The sequence below is a fragment of the Pseudomonas gregormendelii genome (assembly GCF_017114825.1).
Lineage (GTDB): Bacteria > Pseudomonadota > Gammaproteobacteria > Pseudomonadales > Pseudomonadaceae > Aquipseudomonas > Aquipseudomonas gregormendelii.
This window is the reverse complement of sequence record NZ_JADEVO010000035.1, coordinates 1-22,136: the sequence shown is the minus strand read 5'-3', so window position 1 is coordinate 22,136 and position 22,136 is coordinate 1. Positions and strand designations below refer to the sequence as shown.

Annotated in this window: 25 protein-coding genes; 16 read left to right on the top strand and 9 right to left on the bottom strand. The window is 58.1% G+C overall.

Annotated elements, in window-relative coordinates; translation table 11 throughout:
• Positions 1-8: 8 nt before the first annotated feature.
• The 3 genes from ahpF to IMW75_RS21170 form a co-directional block, all read right to left on the bottom strand.
• The gene (ahpF, locus tag IMW75_RS21180; RefSeq protein ID WP_205893653.1) at positions 9-1,571 is read right to left on the bottom strand and encodes an alkyl hydroperoxide reductase subunit F; all 1,563 of its coding nucleotides are present in this window, start codon (positions 1,569-1,571) and stop codon (positions 9-11) included.
• 137 nt (positions 1,572-1,708) lie between these two features.
• Entirely contained in the window at positions 1,709-2,272 is a 564-nt protein-coding gene (gene ahpC / locus IMW75_RS21175) for an alkyl hydroperoxide reductase subunit C (RefSeq protein ID WP_045058314.1), read from the bottom strand.
• 138 nt (positions 2,273-2,410) lie between these two features.
• Positions 2,411-3,349 carry a site-specific integrase gene (locus tag IMW75_RS21170; protein ID WP_205893652.1) on the bottom strand — a complete coding sequence of 313 codons (939 nt, stop codon included), beginning with the start codon at positions 3,347-3,349 and terminating at the stop codon, positions 2,411-2,413.
• Positions 3,350-3,688: 339 nt separating this feature from the next.
• On the opposite strand from IMW75_RS21170, the gene IMW75_RS21165 reads away from it, so the two are divergent.
• Entirely contained in the window at positions 3,689-4,699 is a 1,011-nt protein-coding gene (locus tag IMW75_RS21165) for a DNA-binding protein (protein WP_205893651.1), read from the top strand.
• Here the strand turns inward: IMW75_RS21165 and gorA are convergent.
• Positions 4,696-6,054: a glutathione-disulfide reductase gene (gene gorA, locus IMW75_RS21160; protein ID WP_205893650.1), complete on the bottom strand. Its 1,359-nt coding sequence runs from the start codon at positions 6,052-6,054 to the stop codon at positions 4,696-4,698. The two genes, IMW75_RS21165 and gorA, sit on opposite strands and share 4 nt — an antisense overlap.
• Positions 6,055-6,182: 128 nt before the next feature.
• A complete protein-coding gene (gene galU, locus IMW75_RS21155; protein ID WP_010460715.1) occupies positions 6,183-7,022 on the bottom strand; it encodes a UTP--glucose-1-phosphate uridylyltransferase GalU in 840 nt (279 codons plus the stop codon).
• A gap of 281 nt (positions 7,023-7,303) precedes the next feature.
• Between galU and IMW75_RS21150 the strand changes: the two genes are divergently transcribed.
• Both IMW75_RS21150 and IMW75_RS21145 read left to right on the top strand, forming a co-directional pair.
• Entirely contained in the window at positions 7,304-7,495 is a 192-nt protein-coding gene (locus IMW75_RS21150) for a hypothetical protein (protein ID WP_045058310.1), read from the top strand.
• A 151-nt stretch (positions 7,496-7,646) separates the two neighbouring features.
• Positions 7,647-7,928 (top strand): lipoprotein, encoded by a 282-nt coding sequence (locus tag IMW75_RS21145; RefSeq protein ID WP_045058309.1) that lies wholly within the window; start codon positions 7,647-7,649, stop codon positions 7,926-7,928.
• 11 nt (positions 7,929-7,939) lie between these two features.
• Here the strand turns inward: IMW75_RS21145 and IMW75_RS21140 are convergent, their stop codons facing one another.
• Both IMW75_RS21140 and IMW75_RS21135 read right to left on the bottom strand, forming a co-directional pair.
• Positions 7,940-8,170, bottom strand: a complete 231-nt coding sequence (locus tag IMW75_RS21140) for a hypothetical protein (protein ID WP_045058308.1) — start codon at positions 8,168-8,170, stop codon at positions 7,940-7,942.
• 72 nt (positions 8,171-8,242) lie between these two features.
• Positions 8,243-8,599 (bottom strand): hypothetical protein, encoded by a 357-nt coding sequence (locus IMW75_RS21135; protein WP_045058307.1) that lies wholly within the window; start codon positions 8,597-8,599, stop codon positions 8,243-8,245.
• 210 nt (positions 8,600-8,809) lie between these two features.
• Between IMW75_RS21135 and IMW75_RS21130 the strand changes: the two genes are divergently transcribed.
• The 13 genes from IMW75_RS21130 (at position 8,810) to IMW75_RS21070 (ending at position 21,088) form a co-directional block, all read left to right on the top strand.
• Entirely contained in the window at positions 8,810-9,112 is a 303-nt protein-coding gene (locus IMW75_RS21130) for a DUF1883 domain-containing protein (RefSeq protein WP_045058306.1), read from the top strand.
• A 35-nt stretch (positions 9,113-9,147) separates the two neighbouring features.
• On the top strand, positions 9,148-9,318 hold the full coding sequence (locus IMW75_RS21125) for a hypothetical protein (protein ID WP_163019503.1): 171 nt from the start codon (positions 9,148-9,150) through the stop codon (positions 9,316-9,318).
• Positions 9,319-9,367: 49 nt separating this feature from the next.
• On the top strand, positions 9,368-10,033 hold the full coding sequence (gene alkB, locus IMW75_RS21120) for a DNA oxidative demethylase AlkB (protein ID WP_205893649.1): 666 nt from the start codon (positions 9,368-9,370) through the stop codon (positions 10,031-10,033).
• An 87-nt stretch (positions 10,034-10,120) separates the two neighbouring features.
• The gene (gene ada / locus IMW75_RS21115; protein ID WP_205893647.1) at positions 10,121-11,221 is read left to right on the top strand and encodes a bifunctional DNA-binding transcriptional regulator/O6-methylguanine-DNA methyltransferase Ada; all 1,101 of its coding nucleotides are present in this window, start codon (positions 10,121-10,123) and stop codon (positions 11,219-11,221) included.
• Between the two features lie 93 nt (positions 11,222-11,314).
• On the top strand, positions 11,315-12,376 hold the full coding sequence (locus IMW75_RS21110) for an NAD(P)H-dependent flavin oxidoreductase (protein WP_045058303.1): 1,062 nt from the start codon (positions 11,315-11,317) through the stop codon (positions 12,374-12,376).
• A 230-nt stretch (positions 12,377-12,606) separates the two neighbouring features.
• Positions 12,607-13,374 (top strand): molybdate ABC transporter substrate-binding protein, encoded by a 768-nt coding sequence (modA, locus tag IMW75_RS21105; RefSeq protein WP_205893646.1) that lies wholly within the window; start codon positions 12,607-12,609, stop codon positions 13,372-13,374.
• Positions 13,375-14,055 (top strand): molybdate ABC transporter permease subunit, encoded by a 681-nt coding sequence (modB, locus tag IMW75_RS21100; protein ID WP_045058301.1) that lies wholly within the window; start codon positions 13,375-13,377, stop codon positions 14,053-14,055.
• Positions 14,056-14,058: 3 nt separating this feature from the next.
• Entirely contained in the window at positions 14,059-15,138 is a 1,080-nt protein-coding gene (gene modC, locus IMW75_RS21095) for a molybdenum ABC transporter ATP-binding protein (protein WP_045058300.1), read from the top strand.
• A 75-nt stretch (positions 15,139-15,213) separates the two neighbouring features.
• Positions 15,214-16,260 (top strand): DNA topoisomerase IB, encoded by a 1,047-nt coding sequence (locus IMW75_RS21090; protein WP_205893644.1) that lies wholly within the window; start codon positions 15,214-15,216, stop codon positions 16,258-16,260.
• A gap of 140 nt (positions 16,261-16,400) precedes the next feature.
• Positions 16,401-18,083, top strand: coding sequence for an ABC-F family ATP-binding cassette domain-containing protein (locus IMW75_RS21085; protein WP_205893643.1), 1,683 nt, complete (start codon positions 16,401-16,403; stop codon positions 18,081-18,083).
• A gap of 44 nt (positions 18,084-18,127) precedes the next feature.
• A complete protein-coding gene (locus IMW75_RS21080; protein ID WP_205893683.1) occupies positions 18,128-18,385 on the top strand; it encodes a hypothetical protein in 258 nt (85 codons plus the stop codon).
• 112 nt (positions 18,386-18,497) lie between these two features.
• Entirely contained in the window at positions 18,498-18,728 is a 231-nt protein-coding gene (locus IMW75_RS21075; protein WP_045058296.1) for a hypothetical protein, read from the top strand.
• 869 nt (positions 18,729-19,597) lie between these two features.
• Positions 19,598-21,088 carry a hypothetical protein gene (locus IMW75_RS21070; protein ID WP_205893642.1) on the top strand — a complete coding sequence of 497 codons (1,491 nt, stop codon included), beginning with the start codon at positions 19,598-19,600 and terminating at the stop codon, positions 21,086-21,088.
• Positions 21,089-21,228: 140 nt separating this feature from the next.
• Here IMW75_RS21070 and IMW75_RS21065 read toward each other — a convergent pair whose 3' ends face one another.
• Positions 21,229-21,669, bottom strand: a complete 441-nt coding sequence (locus tag IMW75_RS21065; protein WP_205893641.1) for an antitoxin Xre/MbcA/ParS toxin-binding domain-containing protein — start codon at positions 21,667-21,669, stop codon at positions 21,229-21,231.
• Positions 21,650-21,964 (bottom strand): hypothetical protein, encoded by a 315-nt coding sequence (locus tag IMW75_RS21060; RefSeq protein ID WP_205893640.1) that lies wholly within the window; start codon positions 21,962-21,964, stop codon positions 21,650-21,652. Before IMW75_RS21060 ends, IMW75_RS21065 begins: the two co-directional genes overlap by 20 nt.
• Positions 21,965-22,136 lie beyond the last annotated feature (172 nt).

The window sequence follows — 22,136 nt, the reverse complement described above, 5'->3', positions numbered from 1 at the left end:
CTCGGCTTTTATGCCGGGGCCGAGGTGCGGATCAGGTGATCGAATGCACTCAAGGAAGCCTTGGCGCCCTCGCCTACCGCAATCACGATCTGCTTGTACGGCACAGTGGTCACGTCGCCGGCAGCGAACACGCCCGGCATCGACGTCTCACCGCGAGCATCAACGACGATCTCGCCGCGAGGCGACAACTCGATGGTGCCTTTTAGCCAGTCGGTGTTGGGCAGCAAACCGATCTGCACGAAAATACCTTCCAGCTCGACGGTGCGAAGTTCATCTGACTTGCGATCCTTGTAACGCAGTCCATTGACCTTTTGCCCGTCGCCGGTCACCTCGGTGGTTTGCGCACTGGTGATCACTGTTACGTTCGGCAGGCTGTGCAACTTGCGCTGCAAGACTGCATCGGCACGCAACTGTACGTCGAACTCCAGCAAGGTCACGTGGGACACGATACCGGCCAGATCGATGGCCGCTTCGACGCCCGAGTTGCCGCCGCCGATCACCGCCACGCGCTTGCCCTTGAACAGCGGACCGTCGCAGTGTGGGCAGTACGCCACGCCTTTGTTGCGGTACTGCTGTTCGCCAGGGACGTTCATTTCACGCCACCGCGCACCGGTCGCCAGGATCACGGTCCTGGCTTTCAAGGTGGCGCCGCTGGCGAAGTGGATCTGGTGCAACTCCCCCTCCTTGCCCGGCACCAGTTTGTCGGCACGTTGCAGGTTCATGATGTCGACGTCGTATTGCTTGACGTGCTCTTCCAGGGCCACGGCCAGCTTGGGCCCTTCGGTTTCCTGCACGGAGATGAAGTTTTCGATGGCCATGGTGTCCAGCACCTGCCCACCAAAGCGCTCCGCCGCCACACCGGTGCGAATGCCTTTGCGGGCAGCGTAGATCGCGGCCGACGCACCGGCCGGGCCACCGCCGACGACCAGTACGTCAAAGGCTTCCTTGCCGCTGATTTTCTCGGCTTGACGCTCGATACCGCTGGTGTCGATCTTGGCGAGGATCTCTTCCAGGCCCATGCGGCCCTGACCGAAGTTGACCCCGTTGAGGTAGATGCTCGGCACCGCCATGATCTGACGGTCATCGACTTCAGCCTGGAACAGCGCGCCGTCGATCGCCACGTGGCGAATATGCGGGTTCAGCACCGCCATCAGGTTCAGCGCCTGGACCACGTCCGGGCAGTTCTGGCAGGACAGCGAGAAGTAGGTCTCGAAACTGAACTCGCCTTTGAGCGAACGGATCTGTTCGATCACTTCCACACTGGCTTTCGAAGGGTGACCGCCAACTTGCAGCAAGGCCAGCACCAACGAGGTGAATTCGTGGCCCATCGGGATGCCGGCGAAACGCAAGCTGATATCCGCACCTGGGCGATTGATCGAGAACGATGGTTTGCGTGCATCGTCACCGTTATCGAGCAAGGTAATCTGGTTGGAAAGACTGGCAACGTCTTTCAGTAACGCGAGCATTTCCTGGGATTTCGCACCGTCGTCGAGGGAAGCAACGATCTCGATCGGCTGGGTGACCCGTTCCAGGTATGACTTCAACTGGGCTTTAAGATTGGCGTCCAACATACGGGCGATTTCCTTTTTTCGGATTCATATAAAGCAGGCATAAAAAAACGCCCGAGCGAATCTCGCCCGGGCGTTTTTAGTGGGCGGTTGCAGCTTACTGAGGTGCGGAAACCCGCCCTGATAGTGCTTTCACAGTCTTAGATCTTGCCGACTAGGTCCAGGGACGGAGCCAGGGTAGCCTCGCCTTCTTTCCACTTGGCTGGGCAAACCTGACCTGGGTGAGCAGCAACGTACTGAGCAGCCTTGATTTTGCGCAGCAGCTCGGAAGCGTCGCGGCCAACGCCGCCATCGTTCAGTTCAACGATCTTGATCTGGCCTTCAGGGTTGATCACGAAGGTGCCACGGTCAGCCAGGCCAGCGTCTTCGATCAGCACGTCGAAGTTGCGGGAGATGGCGTGGGTCGGGTCGCCGATCATGGTGTACTGGATCTTGCCGATGGCTGGCGAAGTGTTGTGCCAGGCAGCGTGGGCAAAGTGGGTGTCGGTGGAAACGCTGTAGATTTCAACGCCCAGCTTCTGGAACGCTTCGTAGTTGTCGGCCAGGTCTTCCAGCTCGGTTGGGCAAACGAAGGTGAAGTCCGCCGGGTAGAAGAATACGACCGACCATTTGCCTTTCAGGTCAGCGTCCGAGACTTTTACGAAGTCGCCATTTTTGAAGGCGTCAGCTTTGAACGGTTTAACTTGGCTGTTGATGATAGGCATCGATGACTCTCCGTCAGGGGTTGAAAAGTTGATGAGATGAATCCTACCTATCCAATCCCTCGATGGCTCATTGGCAAAGCTCATGCTACTGATTGGTTTTCGCTATTAGCCGACAGTATTAATAGAAGAAAACGGAATCTAGGGCACCAGTGGCTTCTCGACCATGCGGGTCATTCCGGGGAACGGACTGGCCTCGACGTAACGCATCGCCGATTTCACGTCTTTCCAGCCGACGTAACTCATTAACGATTTCAGATCCCAGCCGCTTTGATGGGCCCAGGTGGCAAAACCCCGGCGCAGGGAATGGCTGGTGTAGTGCTCGGCGGCGATGCCTGCGCGTTGTAACGCCTGGCGCAATAGTGGAATCACGCTGTTGGGGTGCAAGCCCTCCTTGCCCAGATGTCCCCAGCGGTCGATACCGCGGAACACCGGGCCCCGCACCAACGCGGCGGCGCTGATCCAGGCGATATAAGCCTGCACCGGGCACAAGCGCTGGAGCGCTGGCGTCTGGTAGGTCTTGCCGAGGTTGTCACGGTCACCCTTGCTGCGCGGCAAATACAGGCTGATTCCGGCACCGGCGCTGGCCTGGACGTGCTCGATCTGCACGCGACATAACTCGTCACTGCGAAATCCTCGCCAGAACCCCAGGAGGATCAGCGCGGTGTCGCGCCTGGCGCGCAACAAGCCCGGTTGATCGTGTTCGGCCTGAGCGATCTGCGCCTCTCGTTCAAGCCAGGCAATCACCCGCTCCAGGTGCTGCAGCTGTAACGGCTCGGCCTGCTTTTCCTGTGCCGGGTGCAGTGCGCGGATCCCCTTGAACACCTTGCGCACCACCGGCGCCTTGGTGGGGTCGGCAAACCCCTGGCTGCTGTGCCACTGGGCCAGCGCCGACAAGCGCAGCTTCAAGGTGTTGATCGAAAGTACGCCCGCATGCGCCACCAGATAACGCGCGACGCTATCGGCGGTCGCGGGCAGGAAGCCGCCCCAGCTGACTTCGAAGTGCTCGATGGCGGCGCGGTAGCTACGCCGGGTGTTGTCGCGGGTGGCGGCATTAAGGTAACGATCAAGCTCGCTCATGCGACCTGCCTTCTGAACGATCAAACCCGCTCATGGAACCTGTCTTCTGGAAAATACGCTCATGGAGCCTGCTTCTGTAGGAGCGAGCTTGCTCGCGATGGTCGTCAACGATGGCGGGGGGTTAGTTAGCCAGCGGCGCTTGGGGGTTTTTCGCGAGCGAGCTCGCTCCTACAGGGCTTTGTGTACGGATTTGGGGCGGCTTACTACCGGAAAAGCTTATCACACGGGATAATACCAATATATCCCACGTGAGTATTCAAGAATTATCTCTGATTATCTAATCGTGGTACAATTGATTTTTGGTGGTATGTACCACAGTACGAAATCGTAGGAGAGCTCATGGCTCGCGGCGGCATTAACAAAGCAGTGGTTCAAACGGCACGCCTGGCAATCCTTGCCCGGGGCGAACACCCGAGCATTGACGCTGTACGCATAGAAATGGGCAATACCGGCTCAAAGACTACTATTCACCGATATTTGAAGGAGCTCGACGACGCTGCCGAGCCTGTAGATGCGACCAGCGAACCGATCGATGACGAACTCGCAGGGCTGGTAGCCCGCCTCGCCCAACGGCTTAAAGAGCAGGCGCAGGAGCCCATTGACCAGGCTCGCACGCAGTTCGATCAGCAGAAAAAGGCGCTGGATGCACAGCTGGCCCAAGCGCTGGAAGCCAATACCGAGCTGCAACAGCAATACGAAGTGCAAACCCTGGCCCTCACCCAGGAATCGGACACTCTGCAGAACACGCTCGCGTTATTGCAGACCGAGCAGACACGCAACGCTGGACTCAACCAGGCGCTGGCAGATTTCGAATTGCGCTTGCAGGACAAGGATGAGCAGATTCGCTCTCTGGAAGAAAAGCACCTGCACGCCCGCGACGCGCTGGAGCACTATCGCAACGCGGTCAAGGAACAGCGTGAGCAGGAGCAGCGCCGCCATGAAGGGCAGGTACAACAAATTCAGATGGAGCTGCGCCAGGCCCAGCAGAGCGCCTTGATACGCCAGGACGAAATCACGCAGCTGCATCGGGACAATGAACGCCTGCTGACGGAGAACCGTGGCACGCTGCGTGAGCTGAGCCTGTTGCAGGAACAGCTCAAGCACACGCATAACCGCCAGGATCAGTTGCTGGAGCAAGTCAACCGCATCGACAGCGAGCGCACCCTCCTCCAGGAACGCCTGCGCGCAGCTTTGCTGGAAAGCCAGTCGCTTAAACAGAGCGTTGAAGATCAGTCGCAGCTCAACAAGGGATTGGAAACAGAACTGCAAAAGACCCGGGCGAGCCTTGATGAAAGCATGCGCCTGGCGGCTGCCATTGCGACAGCCCCAGACGCTGCAACAGCCGATTAACGATCGACCGGCGTACGCATGGTGACGAATTCTTCGGCGGCCGTCGGATGGACGCCGATGGTTTCGTCGAAGTCGCGCTTGGTCGCACCGGCCTTCAGTGCGACCGCCAGACCTTGAACGATTTCACCGGCATCGGGCCCGACCATGTGACAACCCAGCACCTTGTCGGACTTCGCGTCGACCACCAGTTTCATCAGGGTGCGCTCCTGACACTCGGTCAAGGTCAGCTTCATCGGGCGGAAACGGCTTTCGTAGATCACCACTTCATGCCCGGCGTCCCGCGCCTCTTCCTCGGTCAAGCCGACAGTACCGATGTTCGGCAAACTGAACACCGCGGTCGGGATCATTTTGTAATCCACCGGACGGTATTGCTCGGGCTTGAACAGGCGTCGCGCTACCGCCATGCCCTCAGCCAGCGCGACAGGCGTCAGCTGGACCCGGCCGATGACATCACCCAGCGCCAGGATCGACGGCTCGGCGGTCTGGTATTGCTCGTCAACTTCGACGAAGCCTTTGTGGTCGAGCTTGACGCCCGTGTTTTCCAGCCCAAGGTTATCCAGCATCGGCCGGCGGCCCGTGGCGTAGAAAATGCAATCGGCTTCCAGCTCACGACCGTCCTTGAGGGTGGCCTTGAGACTGCCATCGGCCTGCTTGTCGATGCGCTCGATGTCGGCGTTGAACTGCAGGTCCATACCGCGCTTGGTCAGCTCTTCCTGCAAATGCTTGCGCACCGCGCCGTCGAAGCCACGCAGGAACAGGTCACCGCGATACAGCAAGGTGGTGTCGGCGCCCAGCCCGTGGAAGATCCCGGCAAACTCGACGGCAATGTAGCCGCCACCGACTACCAGCACGCGCTTTGGCAGCTCTTTCAGGAAGAATGCCTGGTTGGAGCTGATGGCATGCTCGTGCCCCGGGATTTCCGGGACCTGCGGCCAGCCGCCGGTAGCGATCAGGATGTTCTCCGCGGTGTGGCGCTCGCCGTTGATCTCGACCGTATGCGGATCAACGATCTTGGCATGGCCCTCGTGCAAGGTCACACCGCTGTTGACCAGCAGGTTGCGGTAGATGCCGTTGAGGCGATTGATCTCGCGGTCCTTGTTGGCAATCAGGGTCGCCCAATCAAATTGCGCCTCCCCAAGTGTCCAGCCGAAACCGGACGACTGCTCGAAATCCTCGGCAAAATGCGCGCCGTAGACCAGCAGTTTTTTCGGCACGCAGCCGACGTTCACACAGGTACCCCCCAGATAACGGCTCTCGGCCACAGCCACCCTGGCCCCAAAGCCGGCAGCGAAACGCGCAGCCCGTACGCCACCGGAACCGGCGCCAATCACATAAAGGTCAAAATCGTAGGCCATCTTCAATCTCCTCGGCAGGTCAACAGCATACCTGCACACGCATGCTGGGCAAGTGCTGGGCGTTTATTTGGGGGCTGAAAAAGAAAAAGCCACCCGAAGGTGGCTTTCATTACAAGCAGGCCTGGCTATCAGTAAGCCTTGCCAGTCTTGTAGAAGTTCTCGAAGCAGAAGTTGGTCGCGTCGATGTAACCTTCGGCACCACCGCAGTCGAAACGCTTGCCTTTGAACTTGTAGGCCATCACGCAGCCGTTTTGTGCCTGTTTCATCAGGGCGTCGGTGATCTGGATTTCACCACCCTTGCCTGGCTCGGTTTGTTCGATCAGATCGAAGATGTCCGGAGTCAGGATATAGCGACCGATGATCGCCAGGTTCGACGGCGCATCTTCAGGTTTTGGCTTTTCAACCATGCTGTGAACGCGGTAGATGTCGTCGCGGATCATCTCGCCGGCGATCACGCCGTATTTGTGAGTCTCTTGCGGATCAACTTCCTGGATGGCCACGATCGAGCAGCGGAACTGCTTGTACAGCTTGACCATCTGGGTCAGTACGCCGTCGCCTTCAAGGTTCACGCACAAGTCATCCGCCAGGACCACGGCGAAGGGTTCGTCACCGATCAGCGGACGGCCGGTCAGAATGGCGTGGCCCAAGCCTTTCATTTCGGTCTGGCGGGTGTAGGAGAACGAGCAGTTGTCGAGCAACTTGCGGATGCCGACCAGGTATTTTTCCTTGTCGGTGCCCTTGATCTGGTTTTCCAGCTCGTAGCTGATGTCAAAGTGGTCTTCCAGCGCGCGTTTGCCGCGACCGGTCACGATGGAGATTTCGGTCAACCCAGCGTCCAGGGCTTCTTCAACGCCGTACTGGATCAGTGGCTTGTTTACCACCGGCAGCATTTCCTTGGGCATGGCTTTAGTCGCTGGCAGGAAGCGAGTACCGTAACCGGCTGCTGGGAACAAGCATTTCTTGATCATAAAAGTCCTTGTAAGGGCTGTGTGTACGAGTTTCGGCGCAGTCTAATCAGGCGGCGGGCACCTTACAATGCCCCGCACTGGCTAACCGATGCCATCATAGAGAAATATTCTGTCGGATAGTTCCCCAGAACAGTTCGCCTCCTAATAGATAGCAGAAAAGCTGGACGCTGTGCGCCGAGGGGAAAATCGGCGCGCAATCGCACCACCATACGCCCATCAGCACCCGGTGAGTGCATTTGGCGTTATCATTGCGCAATTGAACCAGCCAACGAGGCAGATACATGTCGGAAGCAAAAATAGTCAACGGTTACCAGATCAAGCAAGTCAAGCCTGGCGAATGGCGAGTGGCGGGTGCCAACGGTGAGGATGTCGGCGCCGGGGCCTTTCCGACCGAGGCAATGGCTATCGAGGTAGCATCGGTACTGGAGCTGGAACACGCCAGTACTGGCCGACGTGGCAAAGACAAACGCTGATCAGTAGCTGCCGCACCCAAGCCCTGACTCGCGCAGGGCTTTTTTGCGACGCCTGTTTTAGATAAGACGGCAATAAGTGGCCTTTGGCTATAACCTTTTGATGCCAGCGCTGTCACAGGCTTAGCCCCATCATCCTGACGACGACAACGACATGAATAAATTTTTGCCACTGATTGCAGTATTGGCCCTGAGCGGCTGTGCCACTTCTGAAACCACCTACCTCAATAACGGGGAACAAGGCCTGGCCATCGACTGTTCCGGAGAGGCCAATTCCTGGGCCACCTGCTATGAAAAAGCCGATGCCTCCTGCGCCGGCACCGGCTACCGGATCGTCGGCACCGACGGCACTCCTTCGTTGAAGGAAAGCGACAAGACCCTTGGGGTGGACGTCGGCAACTTCAAAAACCGCAGTGTGGTGGTGGTCTGCAAGTAAGGCACCCTGCCCTACATGTGGATTTCCGCAAATTTGATCCCGAGGCCGCGAACGGTCTCGATCAGATCGTCGAGACGGCTGAAGGACTCGACTTCGTCGTTATCATCCACCAGAAAGTAACTGCGCCCGGCGCTCTTCTTGAAAAAAACGATCCACTCTCCCGAGTTCGCCGGATTCTGAATCACATGGGTGGCCGAAATACTCCCTTCGGCGTGACGTTCCCGTACTTGCTCTCGCTTCATGCTCGACTCCAGAAATGACAATGCCGCCAAAGCGTCGCTGAGGCGGCATCAGTGCTGACCGGCGGTATTCTATCAGCCGGAAATGCAGGCAGTTGCAGCGTTACGCACATCCTTGGGACGCAACGGCACATTGGAAATGCGCTCGTGCAGCTTGATGCTGCTGCCACTGGAACGGTCCTCGATATCAAATACGGCGGCCGGCCCCGAGGAAAACTTCTGCGGTACGATAACCCGCACGCCATCCTTGTGCGGCTCAACCTGCAAGGCGCCACGGCTGCTGGCAAGCTTTTCGGTCAGGCACTGCGCATATTCATGGGGTTTCTTGCCGGAGATCACGCTCATGGTCGGCAGCGTTTCATTGATCTCCGAAACACTTGCGCAACCACTGATCACCAACGCCAACGGCAGTAACCCTACACCCCACTTCATATAAAACCTCCGATAAAGACCCTCCGACAGCACAAATGCTGTTTTTCTCCGAGGCTGCCTGCGTTAATCGCTGATTGATGTCCAAAATTCTGCATTTATTGCCAAAGTGGACCAAGGCGACCGGATAATAACCTGTTCGGGCTGATAAACTGCGCCAATTGCCCAGCTATCGTTTTGATTTTGTAGAAAAAGCCCTTCTGGAGGCGCCTCATGAAATTTATCCACCAGCGCGAGCACCTGAACGAAGACGACATCGTCGTCATTCAATGCTCGCAAACCTGCAACATCCGCTTGATGAACGACGCCAACTTCCGCAGCTTCAAGAATGGTGGTCGCCACACGTACCACGGCGGCGCGTTCGACACTTTCCCAGCGCGCATCACCGCACCGAGCACCGGTTTCTGGAACATCACAATCGACACGGTGACCAACCGGGCGATCAGCGTGACCCGCAAGCCGACCCTCACGCACTCGATCAAGATCATCCGCCGCTCCAGCTCGAAACTGAGCTGAGTGGCATTTCCACCTCCCGACTTGCAGGTATGACCGTGGCCCAGACGACCAAGTACGTCATTAAATACAAGCTCAACGGCGAACGCCGGTTCGAGTTCGCCCAGCTTGAAAACGGCACTGCCGAAGAAGCCAAGGCCGCGCTGGACGTGATTCACGGCCAGGGCGAAGATGTCATCAGCGAGATCAGCGTGAGCAAGGCGCTGTAACGCCGACATCTTGCGAATCGCTGATCATCGTCTCGATGAGTGACCACCTATGAGCTCTATCACCCTGGACCTGTTCGCCGACCACGAACCTGAGCAACAGCCAAAGCGCGAGCAAATTGCCGAACAATCCTGGGTGCTGCGGGGTTTCGTCCTGCCCTGGCTTGAACGCTTGCTGCCGGAGCTGGATGCTGTCCTCGCGGCCGCGCCTTTTCGGCAGATGGTCACCCCAGGGGGCTTCACCATGTCGGCCGCGCTGAGCAGCTGCGGTACCTGGGGCTGGACCACCGACCGCAGTGGCTATCACTACAGCCGCCAGGATCCAGCGAGCGGCAAGCCCTGGCCGCCAATGCCCGAGGTGTTTCTTCACCTGGCCCAGGCAGCCGCCCTGGAAGCTGGGTTTGCAGGCTTTGTCCCCGACTCCTGCCTGATCAACCGGTATCCCCCCGGCGCGAAAATGTCATTGCACCAGGACAAGGACGAGACGTCCATGGCAGCGCCAATCGTCTCGGTATCCCTCGGGTTGCCGGCGGTCTTCCTGTTTGGTGGATTCGAACGCGGTGACAAATGCCAGAGGGTGTCGCTGTTTCATGGCGATGTGGTGGTATGGGGCGGTGTCGATCGCTTGCGCTATCACGGGGTATTGCCTATCAAGGACGGTCAGCATCCACGGTTGGGGGAGCAGCGCATCAACTTCACCTTCCGGGCGGCGCGGTGAGCCTTTCGAGTTCAATCGCAAGCCGCGGAGTGTTGCGTAGGACGCAACCTCCTAAGCTGGATCAAACCCTTCCATGCAGGTGAAGTCATGACCACTCCTTCGACAACTGGCCCCATCGAGGATGACCCCCGCTGGGCTGCCGTGGTTGCGCGCGATCCGCGCGCAGACGGGCAATTCGTCTATGCGGTGAAAACCACGGGTGTCTATTGCCGCCCCAGTAGCCTGGCGCGCTTGCCCAATCCACAGAATGTGCAGTTCTTCGATACTGCAGAGCAAGCACAGGCCGCAGGATATCGCCCAAGCAAAAGGGCGGCGAAGGATCAAAGTGATCTCGCCGCGCAGCATGCCGCGACTGTAGCAGCGGCGTGCCGCCAGATAGAAACCGCCGAGCAAGTGCCGGTGCTCATTGACCTCGCCTCGGCTGCAGGCATGAGCAGCTTTCACTTCCATCGGGTGTTCAAGGCGATCACTGGCCTGACCCCCAAGGGTTATGCCGCCGCCCATCGTGCGCGCAAGGTGCGCCAGCGCCTGGCCGATGGCGGCTCGGTCACTGAGGCGCTCTACGACGCCGGATTTAACTCCAATAGCCGCTTCTACGCAGCGGCGGATAGTGTACTGGGCATGAAACCAACCGATTACCGCGCCGCCGGCCAGAACAACGACATTCTTTTTGCCGTGGGCCAGTGCTCACTCGGCGCGATCCTCGTGGCGCAAAGCGAGCGCGGGGTGTGCGCGATCCTGCTGGGGGACGACCCGCATCAGTTGGTCTGCGATCTGCAGGATCGGTTTCGGCAGGCCAACCTGCTGGGGGCTGACCAGGCGTTCGAGCAGTTGATTGCCAAGGTCGTCGGCTTCATCGAAGCCCCGGCCCTGGGCCTGGATTTGCCCCTGGATGTGCGCGGCACGGCGTTTCAGGAGCGGGTATGGCAGGCGCTGCGGGATATTCCGCCGGGTAGCACCGCCAGCTATGCTGAAATTGCCCGGCAGATCGGCGCCCCGAAAGCCTTCCGGGCAGTAGCGCAGGCGTGTGGCGCAAATCATCTGGCAGTGGCGATTCCTTGTCATCGCGTGGTGCGCAGTGACGGCGACCTGTCGGGGTATCGGTGGGGCGTGGAGCGCAAGCGAGAGTTGCTCGAGCGCGAAGCACGCCCCGAATCTGCTGTTGGACATGAGACTTGTTTGAAATGAGCGCTGCGCCAGCACTGGCCTTGGCGCCGCGATTGCTGGTACAAATCCGCCCCGACTGTCCCTGCCCTGCCCACCCGCCGGAGAGCCCGCAAAATGAGTCAATGGCCAGATACCCGCATCCTTGACCTGCTTGGCATCGAGCTGCCGATCATCCAGGCGCCCATGGCTGGCGCGACGGGTGCGGCCATGGTGATCGCGGCGAGCAACGCCGGAGGCCTGGGGTCCATGCCCGCAGCCCTGTTGAGCACCGACCAACTGCGCGAAGAACTGAAGGCCATTCGCGCGCAGACCCAGCGCCCGATCAACGTGAATTTTTTCTGCCATCAACCACCCGTGGCCAACGAACAAGGCGCCCGGGACTGGAAGAATCTGCTGGAGCCTTATTACCGCGAACTGGGCGTGGACTTCGATGCGCCGACGCCGGTGTCCAATCGCGCGCCGTTTGATAGCGCGACATGCGAAGTCATTGAAGAACTGCGCCCGCAAGTGGTGAGCTTTCATTTTGGCCTGCCGGAAAAGTCACTGCTCGACCGCGTCAAGGCGACCGGCGCAAAAGTGCTGTCGTCCGCTACTACGGTCGAAGAAGCGATCTGGCTGGAGCAGAACGGTTGCGACGCGATCATTGCCATGGGCAATGAAGCGGGTGGTCATCGCGGCATGTTCCTCAGCGACGACCTGAGTAGCCAGGTGGGTACATTCGCCCTGGTGCCGCAGATTGTTGATGCCGTGAAAATCCCGGTGATCGCCGCAGGCGGCATCAGTGACGCCCGTGGCGTGGCGGCGGCGTTCATGCTGGGAGCGAGCGCGGTGCAGGTCGGTACCGCCTACCTGTTCACCCCGGAAGCCAAGGTCAGCGCCTCTCACCACAAGGCATTGCGCACCGCCAGGGAAAGTGACACGGCCGTGACCAATCTTTTCACCGGCCGCCCGGCACGGGGCATTCTCAATCGAGTGATGCGCGAGCTGGGGCCTATGAGTGACAAGGCCCCGGCCTTTCCGCTCGCCGGGGGTGCGTTGATGCCATTGCGCGCCAAGGGAGAAGCCGACTTCAGCAACCTCTGGGCAGGTCAGGCGTTTCCCCTCGGGAAGGAGCTGAGCACGGCAGAGCTGACCCGCAAACTGGCAGAGGAAGGGTTGGCGAAGCTGATCCACTAAACCTCAAGCCGCCGCCATCCCTGTAGGAGCTGCCGCAGGCTGCGATCTTTTGATCCTCGTGGTTTAGAGATCAAGATCAAGATCAAAAGATCGCAGCCTGCGGCAGCTCCTACCGGGGTCGATCTGGGCAACATGTATACAATCGAGTTCCGTTTGCAGGTTTTTCGCTATATATTTCCCTACATAGCGTTTAGTCCCCACTGCTGTATCTGCCCGTCACGGAGCCGTTCATGACCCCTCGCGCCTCACGTTTTGCCCCTGCTGCCCTTATGAGCCTGCTGGCAGTCTGCACGGTTGGATCGGCCCAGGCCGACGAAGTCCAGGTCGCGGTCGCGGCCAATTTCACCGCCCCCCTCCAGGCGATCGCTGCCGATTTCGAGAAAGACACCGGTCATAAGGTGATAGCTGCCTACGGTGCCACCGGCCAGTTCTACGCCCAGATAAAGAATGGCGCGCCGTTCGAAGTGTTCCTGTCAGCCGATGACAGCACGCCGCAGAAACTTGAAAACGAAGGCGATACCGTCAAGGGTTCACGTTTCACTTACGCCATTGGCACCCTGGCGCTATGGTCGGCCAAGGACGGATACGTCGACAGCCAGGGCAAGGTCCTTAGCGATAACCAGTATCAGCATCTGGCCATCGCTAACCCGAAAGCTGCGCCGTACGGGCTGGCCGCTACCCAAGTGCTGGCCAGGCTGGGCCTGACCGATCAAGTCAAAGCCAAGATCGTCGAAGGCCAAAACATCACCCAGGCTTACCAGTTTGTGTCCACCGGCAACGCCGAGCTCGGTTTCGTCGCCTTGTCGCAGGTTTACAAAGACGGCAAAGTGTCCGGCGGCTCGGCCTGGATCGTTCCGGGCGACATGCACGACCCGATCAAGCAGGACGCGGTGATCCTCAACAAGGGCAAGGACAATCCAGCCGCCAAGGCGCTGGTTGACTACCTCAAGGGGCCCAAAGCCGCTGCCGTTATCAAATCCTACGGTTATCAACTTTAAATGAGCCTGACCAGTGCCGATTTTGCTGCCATCTGGCTGACCCTGAAACTGGCGTCGCTGACGACGGTCATCCTGTTGGTGATCGGCACTCCGATCGCGTTGTGGCTGTCGCGTACCACCTCCTGGCTACGCGGTCCGGTCGGGGCGATCGTCGCCCTGCCCCTGGTCTTGCCCCCTACGGTGATTGGTTTTTACCTGTTGATCGCGCTAGGTCCCCACGGCGTTGTCGGCCAGCTCACCCAATCACTCGGGCTCGGCACCCTGACCTTCAGTTTTGCCGGCCTGGTGATTGGCTCGGTGCTCTATTCCATGCCATTCGTGGTGCAACCCCTGCACAATGCTTTTGCCGCTATCGGTACGCGGCCACTGGAAGTGGCCGCGACGCTGCGGGCCAATCCCTGGGACACTTTTTTCAGCGTGATCCTGCCCCTGGCACGTCCCGGTTTCATCACGGCAGCCATTCTCGGCTTTGCCCATACGGTCGGCGAGTTCGGAGTCGTACTGATGATCGGCGGCAACATTCCGGACAAAACCCGGGTGGTCTCGGTACAAATCTACGACCATGTCGAAGCTATGGAATACGCCCAGGCCCATTGGCTGGCCGGGGCGATGCTGGTCTTTTCGTTTGCCGTGTTGCTGGCGCTCTACTCCAGCCGCAAGACCCGTGCGGGCTGGAGCTGATCGATGATTGATATGCGCTTGAAACTGGACTATCCGGGGTTTGCCCTGGACGTCGACCTGCAATTGCCCGGCCGTGGCGTGACGGCGCTGTACGGGCATTCCGGCTCCGGGAAGACCACCTGCCTGCGGTGCATCGCCGGGCTGGAGAAGGCTGGTCAGGCTTTTATCCAGGTCAATGATGAAGTCTGGCAAGACAGCGCGAAGAGGATTTTCGTGCCAGCACACAAGCGCGCCCTGGGCTACGTATTCCAGGAAGCGAGCCTGTTTCCGCATCTGTCGGTGCTGGCCAATCTGCAGTTCGGCCTCAAGCGCATTCCCGCCTCCCAGCGGCGGGTTGATATGACGCACGCCACCGATCTGCTGGGCATTGGCCATCTGCTCGATCGTCATCCGCACAACCTGTCGGGCGGTGAGCGCCAGCGCATCGGCATAGCCCGCGCATTGCTCACCAGTCCCCGGCTGCTGTTGATGGACGAGCCGCTGGCGGCGCTCGACAGTCAGCGCAAGAACGAGATCCTGCCGTACCTGCAGCGCTTGCACGACGAACTGGAAATCCCCGTGCTGTACGTCAGCCACTCACAGGATGAAGTGGCGCGCCTGGCCGATCATATTGTTCTGCTAAGCGATGGCAAGGCCCTGGCCAGCGGCCCGATCGGCGCCACCCTGGCGCGTCTCGACCTGCCGCTTGCACTCGGTGACGACGCTGGCGTGGTGATCGAGGGCCAGGTCAGCGCCTACGATGCCCACTACCAGTTGCTGACGCTGCAACTGCCCGCCAGCGACATGAACATTCGCGTGGCGCACTCGCCAATGACCCTGGGCCAGGCGCTGCGGTGCAAGGTGCAGGCGCGGGATGTCAGCCTGAGCCTGAACGCCGCCGAGCACAGCAGCATTCTCAATCGCCTGCCCGTCACGGTAATCAGTGAAATGCCCGCAGACAATGCCGCTCACGTTTTGATACGCCTGGAAGCCGGTGGCACGCCGCTGCTGGCGCGCATCACTCGTTACTCCCGGGACCAGTTGGGTGTGTACCCCGGCCAGCAATTGTGGGCGCAGATCAAGGCGGTGGCGGTGCTGGCTTAAATTCGCCGGCACCACTGCGATTGCGTGCGGTCAATCGCTGTAACGGCCAATTGATTGCAAGCCAGGACTACCGCCATGCCCGATACCGATCTGCCCGTTGCGTTGCCTCCCGACCTGCACTATGTCGATGACACGCAACCTGGAATCACCCGCAGGAAACTACGCGGCAAGTTCTGCTACTTCGACTCGACCGGCCAGCGCATCACCGATTCGGACGAGGTCAAACGCATCAATGCCCTCGCGGTGCCGCCGGCCTACACTGACGTGTGGATCTGCGCCGATCCACGCGGCCATCTGCAGGCGACCGGACGTGATGCACGGGGTCGCAAGCAGTATCGTTATCATGCGCGCTGGCGCGAAGTACGCGACGCCGACAAATACTCACGCCTGAGAGATTTCGGCCTGGCTTTGCCCAAGTTACGCAAGCAACTTGAAGCACTGCTGGAGGCTCCCGGCTTCAGCCGTGACAAGGTCATGGCCACCGTAATCACCTTGCTTGACGCGACATTGATCCGCGTCGGTAACACCCAGTACGCCCGGGACAACCGCTCCTACGGCCTGACGACCCTGCGCAGCCGCCATGTTGAAGTCAATGGCAGTGCGATCCTGTTCCAGTTCCGCGGCAAGAGCGGCGTAGAGCATCAGATCACCGTCAAGGACCGGCGCCTGGCGCGAATCATCAAGCGCTGCCTGGAGATACCCGGACAGAACCTGTTCCAGTATCTGGACGAAAACGGTGAGCGCCACACGGTGAGTTCTTCAGACGTCAACGCCTACCTGCAAACGCTCACCGGCGCCGACTTCACCGCCAAGGATTACCGCACCTGGGCAGGCAGCGCGCTGGCGTTGTCGGTGTTGCGCGAATTGCACTGGGAGCCGGAATCGGACGCCAAGCGCCACGTGGTTGAAATGGTGAAAAATGTCGCCAAACAACTGGGCAATACCCCGGCGGTGTGCCGTAAGTGCTACATCCATCCGGCGGTACTGGAGCATTTTCTCCTCGGTGCCCTGGCTGAACTGCCAAGGCCCAGAACCCGCAAGGGGCTGCGAGCCGAGGAAGTCGGATTGGCCATGTTCCTGGAGAAAATGGTCGAAGCCACGCAGAATGGCGACTTGCGATAACCCTCGAGAGGCGAGTAGGCTAGCCACCTCCGCTTTCTCAGGTTGACCTTTGACGTGAATAACTAAGCCGTCCAGAAATGTGTTCGCGACAAGCCGCCCACGGCGCTTGTTGATCTTCTCGACATTTTCCGGAGGTGCCGATGACTCACGTCACGCGTCTGCCTGCACTCGTTTCCCTGAACCAACTGGGCTTTCAATTCGCCGATGGCGAGACAGTTTTTCACGACCTCAATTTAAGCTTTGATCACGTCCACACGGCCATCGTCGGTCGCAACGGCAGTGGCAAGAGCGTGCTGGCGCGCCTGATTGCCGGACAGCTGCAACCCTGCTCGGGCACCCTGACGGTCCAGGGTCAGGTGGCCTATGTGGCGCAATCGTTTACCGATGCACCGGGACACACCGTCGCCGATGCCACCGGTACTCGTGAAGTGTTGCAAGCGTTGGCCAGAGTCGAGCTTGGGCACTTCGACGAGGCGGACCTGCAAGCCCTGGCTGGGCGCTGGGACCTGGCTGCCCGCCTGCGCAGGCAACTCGACGAGGCGGGGCTTTGCCACGTCAACCCGGATACGCCCACCCACACCTTGAGCGGGGGGCAACGAGCGCGGGTCGCTCTGATCGGTGCGTTTCTGGGTGAGGCACAGCTGATCGTCCTGGATGAGCCCACCAACCACCTGGACGACCAGGGGCGCGGTTGGCTGACAAATCAGTTTGCACAGTGGCGCGGCGGCCTGATCGTGGTCAGCCATGATCGACACCTGCTGAGCGGTTTTGCCCGAATCGTCGAAATCAGCCCACTCGGCGCCAGGCTCTTTGGCGGTAATTATCGCGAGTTTCAGGCGCAGCGAGAGATTGAACAAGCCGCGGCACGCGCAGAGCTCGATCAGGCCCGCGCCGAGCGCAAACGCGAGACCAGCCGCCTGCAGCGCGAGCATGACACTGTGCAGCGACATGCTGCCGCCACCCGAAGAAAAGCGGACATCGCCAACGTCTCGGGCTTCGAGCGGGGAAAAATCAAGAGCGCGGCCAGGGATGCCATGGGTCCGGTTCGCCAGGGGCATCAAGCGCGCAAAGACGGCCTGGCGGCCAGGGTGCGCGATGCCAGCGCCAACGTTGTGGTCCAGGAAAGTGTCCTGGTCAACTTGCCCGGCAGCCGGGTGCCGGCCGGTCGCCAGGTACTGACACTGGTCGATGTGCACCTGAACCACGCCGGAACTGCCCAATACGCAGTGGAGGACATGGGCCACGCCGCTGCAGGAACGGCCGCCGGCCTGACCTTGGCCATCGCAGGCCCGGTACGCATCGCAGTCAGCGGGCCCAACGGTTGCGGTAAAACCACCCTGTTGCGCACGCTGGCCGGGCACATCGCCCCGCGTAGCGGTCAGTGCCTGACCCACGTCCCGAGCGCCTTGCTCGATCAGCACCTGGCACTACTCGATGACCAGCGCTGCGTGCTGGAACAACTGCATGCGCTCGATACCCCGATACCAGTAGACAGGCTGCGTAACCACCTGGCGCACTTACACCTGAACGCCGACCGAGTCACGCGACCCAGTTGTTCGCTGAGCGGCGGCGAGCGCCTGAAGGCCGCCATCGCCATCGCGTGCTGGGGCAAGACGCCTGCGCAGTTACTACTGCTCGATGAGCCTACCAACCACCTTGACCTTGAGTCCGTGGAAGCTTTTGAGACAGCCCTGCAGAATTTTCCCGGCGCGATTGTCGCAGCCTCCCATGACGCACATTTCCTCGCCGCGCTGGCGCCGACCCACCTCCTCAAATGGCACCCGCAGGGCTGGTTGCTGGCCCCGAATATGCCGGACTCGTAGAGCTTTGGCCCCGCGGATTTTTTGCACGATTGCAAATGGCTTCTATAGTTGATGTGAACAAGAATCTGCGCGGTGGAGCCATGGAAGACATATTCGTCGTCAAGCGGTGCAACAAGATCATCATCCACGGACGCCGAGCCGGTGAAGTCAGTCATGCGCCACCTGATGCCTCGGTCTGGTACATGGTGACGGACACTCGCACCCGCGGCTTCATCGGCGACGGATTCGATCTGGAAGAAGACGCGCGCCGTGAATGTCAGCGTCTCAACGACAGGTCCCGTGTGACGGTCCGACAGGGCTGAAGTACGGGTCTATACTTGAAGCGCTGACGGAGCAGCGTACCCATCGACAGACTGCTCGCACCTTGCGGGTTGTTTGCTGCCATTTACCAGGTTTCTTGAACGGAGGTGTGTCATGTCCGAAAAAGAGTCCATCACCACCCTGCTTACCCTGCTTGATTCACGCCAGGCGCGACTGGCGGCTGCGTGCAAGGAAATTGCCGACTGGGTTGATCATCAAGGCGGGCACCCAACTGCCCTGCGAATCCGCGATCGGCTCAATGACATTGAAAAAGACACGCCGCTGATCCGCAACACCCTGTCCTCACTGCGACCGGTTGACAGGCCGTTGCCGCGCTTCAGGTAGTAAGCACTGGACGCCCCGATGAAAGCGCTGTTCTGATTCAGGACGCATTAACGGCGACGTCACCGTGTGCGTCCTTACCCGATTTTGGTTGACCTCTGTTTAACCGCTGAGTCTTGCGCCAGTTTTTTCACGCCTCTTTCACATCGAGTGCCCTACAGTGAATTCACTCCTTTGATGAATCCCCTTGGCCCGCCCGCATGCGGGTCATTTTTTTGCCTGGGATTCAGTGGGCGCCCAATCCAATGGAACGAGCCCGTTAAGCGCTTTTCAAATTCCATATGCCCCCGAATTGGCTTTGGGACGCTTCGCAGAGGCAATCCCGAGTAACAGAAAACTCCTGCTTTTGCTCGCCTGCCTGAGCCCAGGTGTCGTGGTAGCCCCGTTCTATTACGGAGCCGAGAATTTGCGGCAATCTAAAATCGACTGCAAGAGCGGCGGGGGCAGCTGGAAAGCCAAGTAGCAGCTGCGCCTCGCCCGGCCTGGATCATCGACCCTCACGCGAAAGGCGAGGTGTTTATGGAGGCGCAACAAAAAGGGCCTGCATGAAATATCTCATGCAAGCCCTTGATATATATGGTGCCCGAAGCCGGAATCGAACCGGCACGCCCTTACGAGCGGGGGATTTTAAGTCTCTCGCGCCATTTACTTGTTTGTATATTAACACTGACAAATTAAACTAAATACCCTCAATACCGCCGTAAAACCGGCGTTTAACTGCTCAGAAACCAACCACATTTAATTATCGTCAAGTTATTATCTCGTTTTTATACATCCCAAGAACAGCGGCTTGTTACCAAAAAGTTACTATCCATTTGGCAACGTGCGAAAGACACACTAAGCTCTGTTACCAAAGTTTTGCCGAGCTACTCATGACCGTAAAAAAAACCAAAGAATCAGTCCTGGAAATCGTGTTTAAAAAGAAGGAAATCGAGAAGATGCCCTTCGCCGATACGGGCACCGAGAAGCTGCTTAAAGATGCTGATTCGCCACTCCGATTGCGCATCGGCACCGGGGTGAAGAGATTCTACGTAAACGGTCGGAACGCAAGCGGCAAGCTCATCAAACGAAACATCGAGCATGATCCATCGGCCTACGATCTTGACGATCTCAGGGCGAAAGCACGCGCCATTCTTGATGAGAAAGATGCTGAGATCGAGCTAGCGAAAGTCGGCGGAAAAATTACGCTTATGGATGCCGTTGAGCTGCGCTTTTCAGCTTTCGGCATCAAATCCCCGGACAATGAACACGGACGGAAGGTAGCAACCCGCCTACATTATGAGCAGGTATTAAGGAGGTATGCTGACGATTGGCTTGATTTGGATATGCGCCAGATCAACGAGCAGATGTTTGAAACTCGGTACAAGGCCCTGAAGGAAAGCTTTCGCATAAAGCGGAGTAAGGGTGTTCCAGTACTCGACGCGGCGGGCAAAGAAATTCCGCAGCTCGATGAGAACGGCGAACCGAAAAAGCAAAAGACAACGGCCAGAATCCTGAGGACGTACATTTCAGCACTCTACTCTTTTGTCCGTGAAAACAAGGATGACCCTGCATTTGCTGACCCTACCGCCATCCTGAAAAGAACAAAGATTAGGGATACGATACCGCGTCGAAAGCACGACATAACGATTGAGTCGGCAACAAAATTTCTTAACGCGGCCCTCAAATTTCGGGAGGAGCAACCGGGCCGAGGCCGCAGTACGAATCAAGCCCGCGCATGTACAAACGTGATTTTGACCAACGTTTTTGTTGGCATGCGTAGCGGAGAATTGAGAAGAACACCGAACTCGATGCTGATGCTTTCAAAAACAGGCTCTCCCATTGGCTTCGATTTCACCGCTGAATATGCTGACCAGCACCTGAAAACCTCAGGACGTTACGTAGTGGCATTTTCAGACGTGCTGCGATCTATCGTTGTCGAGCAGTATGACCCGCAAAAGACATATCTCTTTCAGAGTGATGTGCGGGAAGCGCCTCTATCCGAATCTTCTCTCAGACCATATATGTCAAAGATCTGCGAGCTGGCCGGTATCAAGCGCTATAACCTGAACGCTATGCGAAATTTCTTCATCAATCTGGGCGGTCGGGCCGGGATTGGCGATGTTGAAATGAAGCATCTTGTGAATCACTCCACCGCCCAAAACGTGACGGATGGCTATGCAAACCTTAAGCATGATTTCGACTATCTACTTAAAAACAGCCAGAAGGTCACTGATTTCATCATGAGGGAATGCGGGATCTCGAAAAAAGAATTTGGCATTGAGCAGAGCCAAACAAACGAATTGCAGAACGCCATGGAGCTGTTCAGCAAATTCGATCCAGAAATTTTGAAGCTGGCCTTGGAGATGCATTCAAAAAAATGATCTTTCAGGAAGTTATTATATTGACAAGTAAATAAAGCAACGTCATAATAGTAACTGTTAGATAGATTTGTGTTTTCTGATTTATTGGTTTGGCGACCATAAAGGGCTCTCGGCGAGAGCCCTTTTCTTTTGCCTGCAATTCAACAAGAAACCCCTTGTTCAATCTGCCCAATGAGCCGCAGGATCGAGTTCGCCTCAACTTGGGTACTTACTAGATCAAGAGGCTTGCGGCCACCAAGGCCGATCTGAGGGGCTTGAAGCCAGGTTTTTGCTGACAACCTATCGCCCTCGAAAAGTTCGAGCGCAGTAAGAATGACGGAGGCCAGCCGGAAGATGGAGTCGCTTTCAACGGTATTGAAGCGCCCTGCCCTAAATCGTCTGATCAAAGTTGTGGGGGTCAGAGAGATGGCTTTGCCGAGAGTTTGAGTGTCGATTTCGATGAGTTGAGAAAGGGCTTGAAGGGTTTTGATGGAGAAGCCCTGGTGCAGCTGGGTGATCAATTCAGGCCCGGATACTGGGATGCCGAGGCGATCCCAGGGGGTCGGAACTGGTGCTGCTTGATCAGGCTGGTAATGCCTCATGCTGTGCCGCTCGCGCTGATTTTCCTTCGTGAATCATAGCTTTTAATTCATTCATCTTGCGCTTATTTTTAGCCTGAAGGTCCAAATCAGGAATAATATTCTTTTGAACGTATCGATTGGCCATATCAAAAAGAGAGGAATCAATCTGATAAATTCCAGCTGATTTACTTTCGCTTGACGACATTACAAAGCCGAGAACTTTTAATATTTTTTTTGCAGCTACGTATCCGCCACCAGCAACTCCTTTCATTTCAAAAATTGTTCTAGTTAAAAGCGTGAATTTGCTGATGGACACACCGTTCCATTTGAGCTTACTCGACTTCAATTTCTCAAAAAACCCGGCGGTTGCAGGAGCTGAGTGCAACACGGTTATTGAATCGAAGTGGGAGTATCGTGCCGCATCGCAATGGCCTTTTGCATCACCTCACTCATCACTTCGATCGGACATTTGAAATCGAAGCGTTTAC

Bases quoted from the DNA above. Each gene is read 5' to 3' on its own strand.
- modB (WP_045058301.1), top strand. From the start codon at position 13,375: ATGAGCCTGACCAGTGCCGATTTTGCTGCCATCTGGCTGACCCTGAAA.
- IMW75_RS21145 (WP_045058309.1), top strand. From the start codon at position 7,647: ATGAATAAATTTTTGCCACTGATTGCAGTATTGGCCCTGAGCGGCTGT.
- IMW75_RS21110 (WP_045058303.1), top strand. From the start codon at position 11,315: ATGAGTCAATGGCCAGATACCCGCATCCTTGACCTGCTTGGCATCGAG.
- IMW75_RS21085 (WP_205893643.1), top strand. From the start codon at position 16,401: ATGACTCACGTCACGCGTCTGCCTGCACTCGTTTCCCTGAACCAACTG.
- ahpF (WP_205893653.1), bottom strand. From the start codon at position 1,571: ATGTTGGACGCCAATCTTAAAGCCCAGTTGAAGTCATACCTGGAACGG.
- ada (WP_205893647.1), top strand. From the start codon at position 10,121: ATGACCACTCCTTCGACAACTGGCCCCATCGAGGATGACCCCCGCTGG.
- gorA (WP_205893650.1), bottom strand. From the start codon at position 6,054: ATGGCCTACGATTTTGACCTTTATGTGATTGGCGCCGGTTCCGGTGGC.
- IMW75_RS21165 (WP_205893651.1), top strand. From the start codon at position 3,689: ATGGCTCGCGGCGGCATTAACAAAGCAGTGGTTCAAACGGCACGCCTG.
- IMW75_RS21070 (WP_205893642.1), top strand. From the start codon at position 19,598: ATGACCGTAAAAAAAACCAAAGAATCAGTCCTGGAAATCGTGTTTAAA.
- IMW75_RS21065 (WP_205893641.1), bottom strand. From the start codon at position 21,669: ATGAGGCATTACCAGCCTGATCAAGCAGCACCAGTTCCGACCCCCTGG.
- galU (WP_010460715.1), bottom strand. From the start codon at position 7,022: ATGATCAAGAAATGCTTGTTCCCAGCAGCCGGTTACGGTACTCGCTTC.
- IMW75_RS21140 (WP_045058308.1), bottom strand. From the start codon at position 8,170: ATGAAGCGAGAGCAAGTACGGGAACGTCACGCCGAAGGGAGTATTTCG.
- IMW75_RS21075 (WP_045058296.1), top strand. From the start codon at position 18,498: ATGTCCGAAAAAGAGTCCATCACCACCCTGCTTACCCTGCTTGATTCA.
- IMW75_RS21150 (WP_045058310.1), top strand. From the start codon at position 7,304: ATGTCGGAAGCAAAAATAGTCAACGGTTACCAGATCAAGCAAGTCAAG.
- modC (WP_045058300.1), top strand. From the start codon at position 14,059: ATGATTGATATGCGCTTGAAACTGGACTATCCGGGGTTTGCCCTGGAC.
- IMW75_RS21170 (WP_205893652.1), bottom strand. From the start codon at position 3,349: ATGAGCGAGCTTGATCGTTACCTTAATGCCGCCACCCGCGACAACACC.
- alkB (WP_205893649.1), top strand. From the start codon at position 9,368: ATGAGCTCTATCACCCTGGACCTGTTCGCCGACCACGAACCTGAGCAA.
- modA (WP_205893646.1), top strand. From the start codon at position 12,607: ATGACCCCTCGCGCCTCACGTTTTGCCCCTGCTGCCCTTATGAGCCTG.
- IMW75_RS21135 (WP_045058307.1), bottom strand. From the start codon at position 8,599: ATGAAGTGGGGTGTAGGGTTACTGCCGTTGGCGTTGGTGATCAGTGGT.
- IMW75_RS21130 (WP_045058306.1), top strand. From the start codon at position 8,810: ATGAAATTTATCCACCAGCGCGAGCACCTGAACGAAGACGACATCGTC.
- ahpC (WP_045058314.1), bottom strand. From the start codon at position 2,272: ATGCCTATCATCAACAGCCAAGTTAAACCGTTCAAAGCTGACGCCTTC.
- IMW75_RS21090 (WP_205893644.1), top strand. From the start codon at position 15,214: ATGCCCGATACCGATCTGCCCGTTGCGTTGCCTCCCGACCTGCACTAT.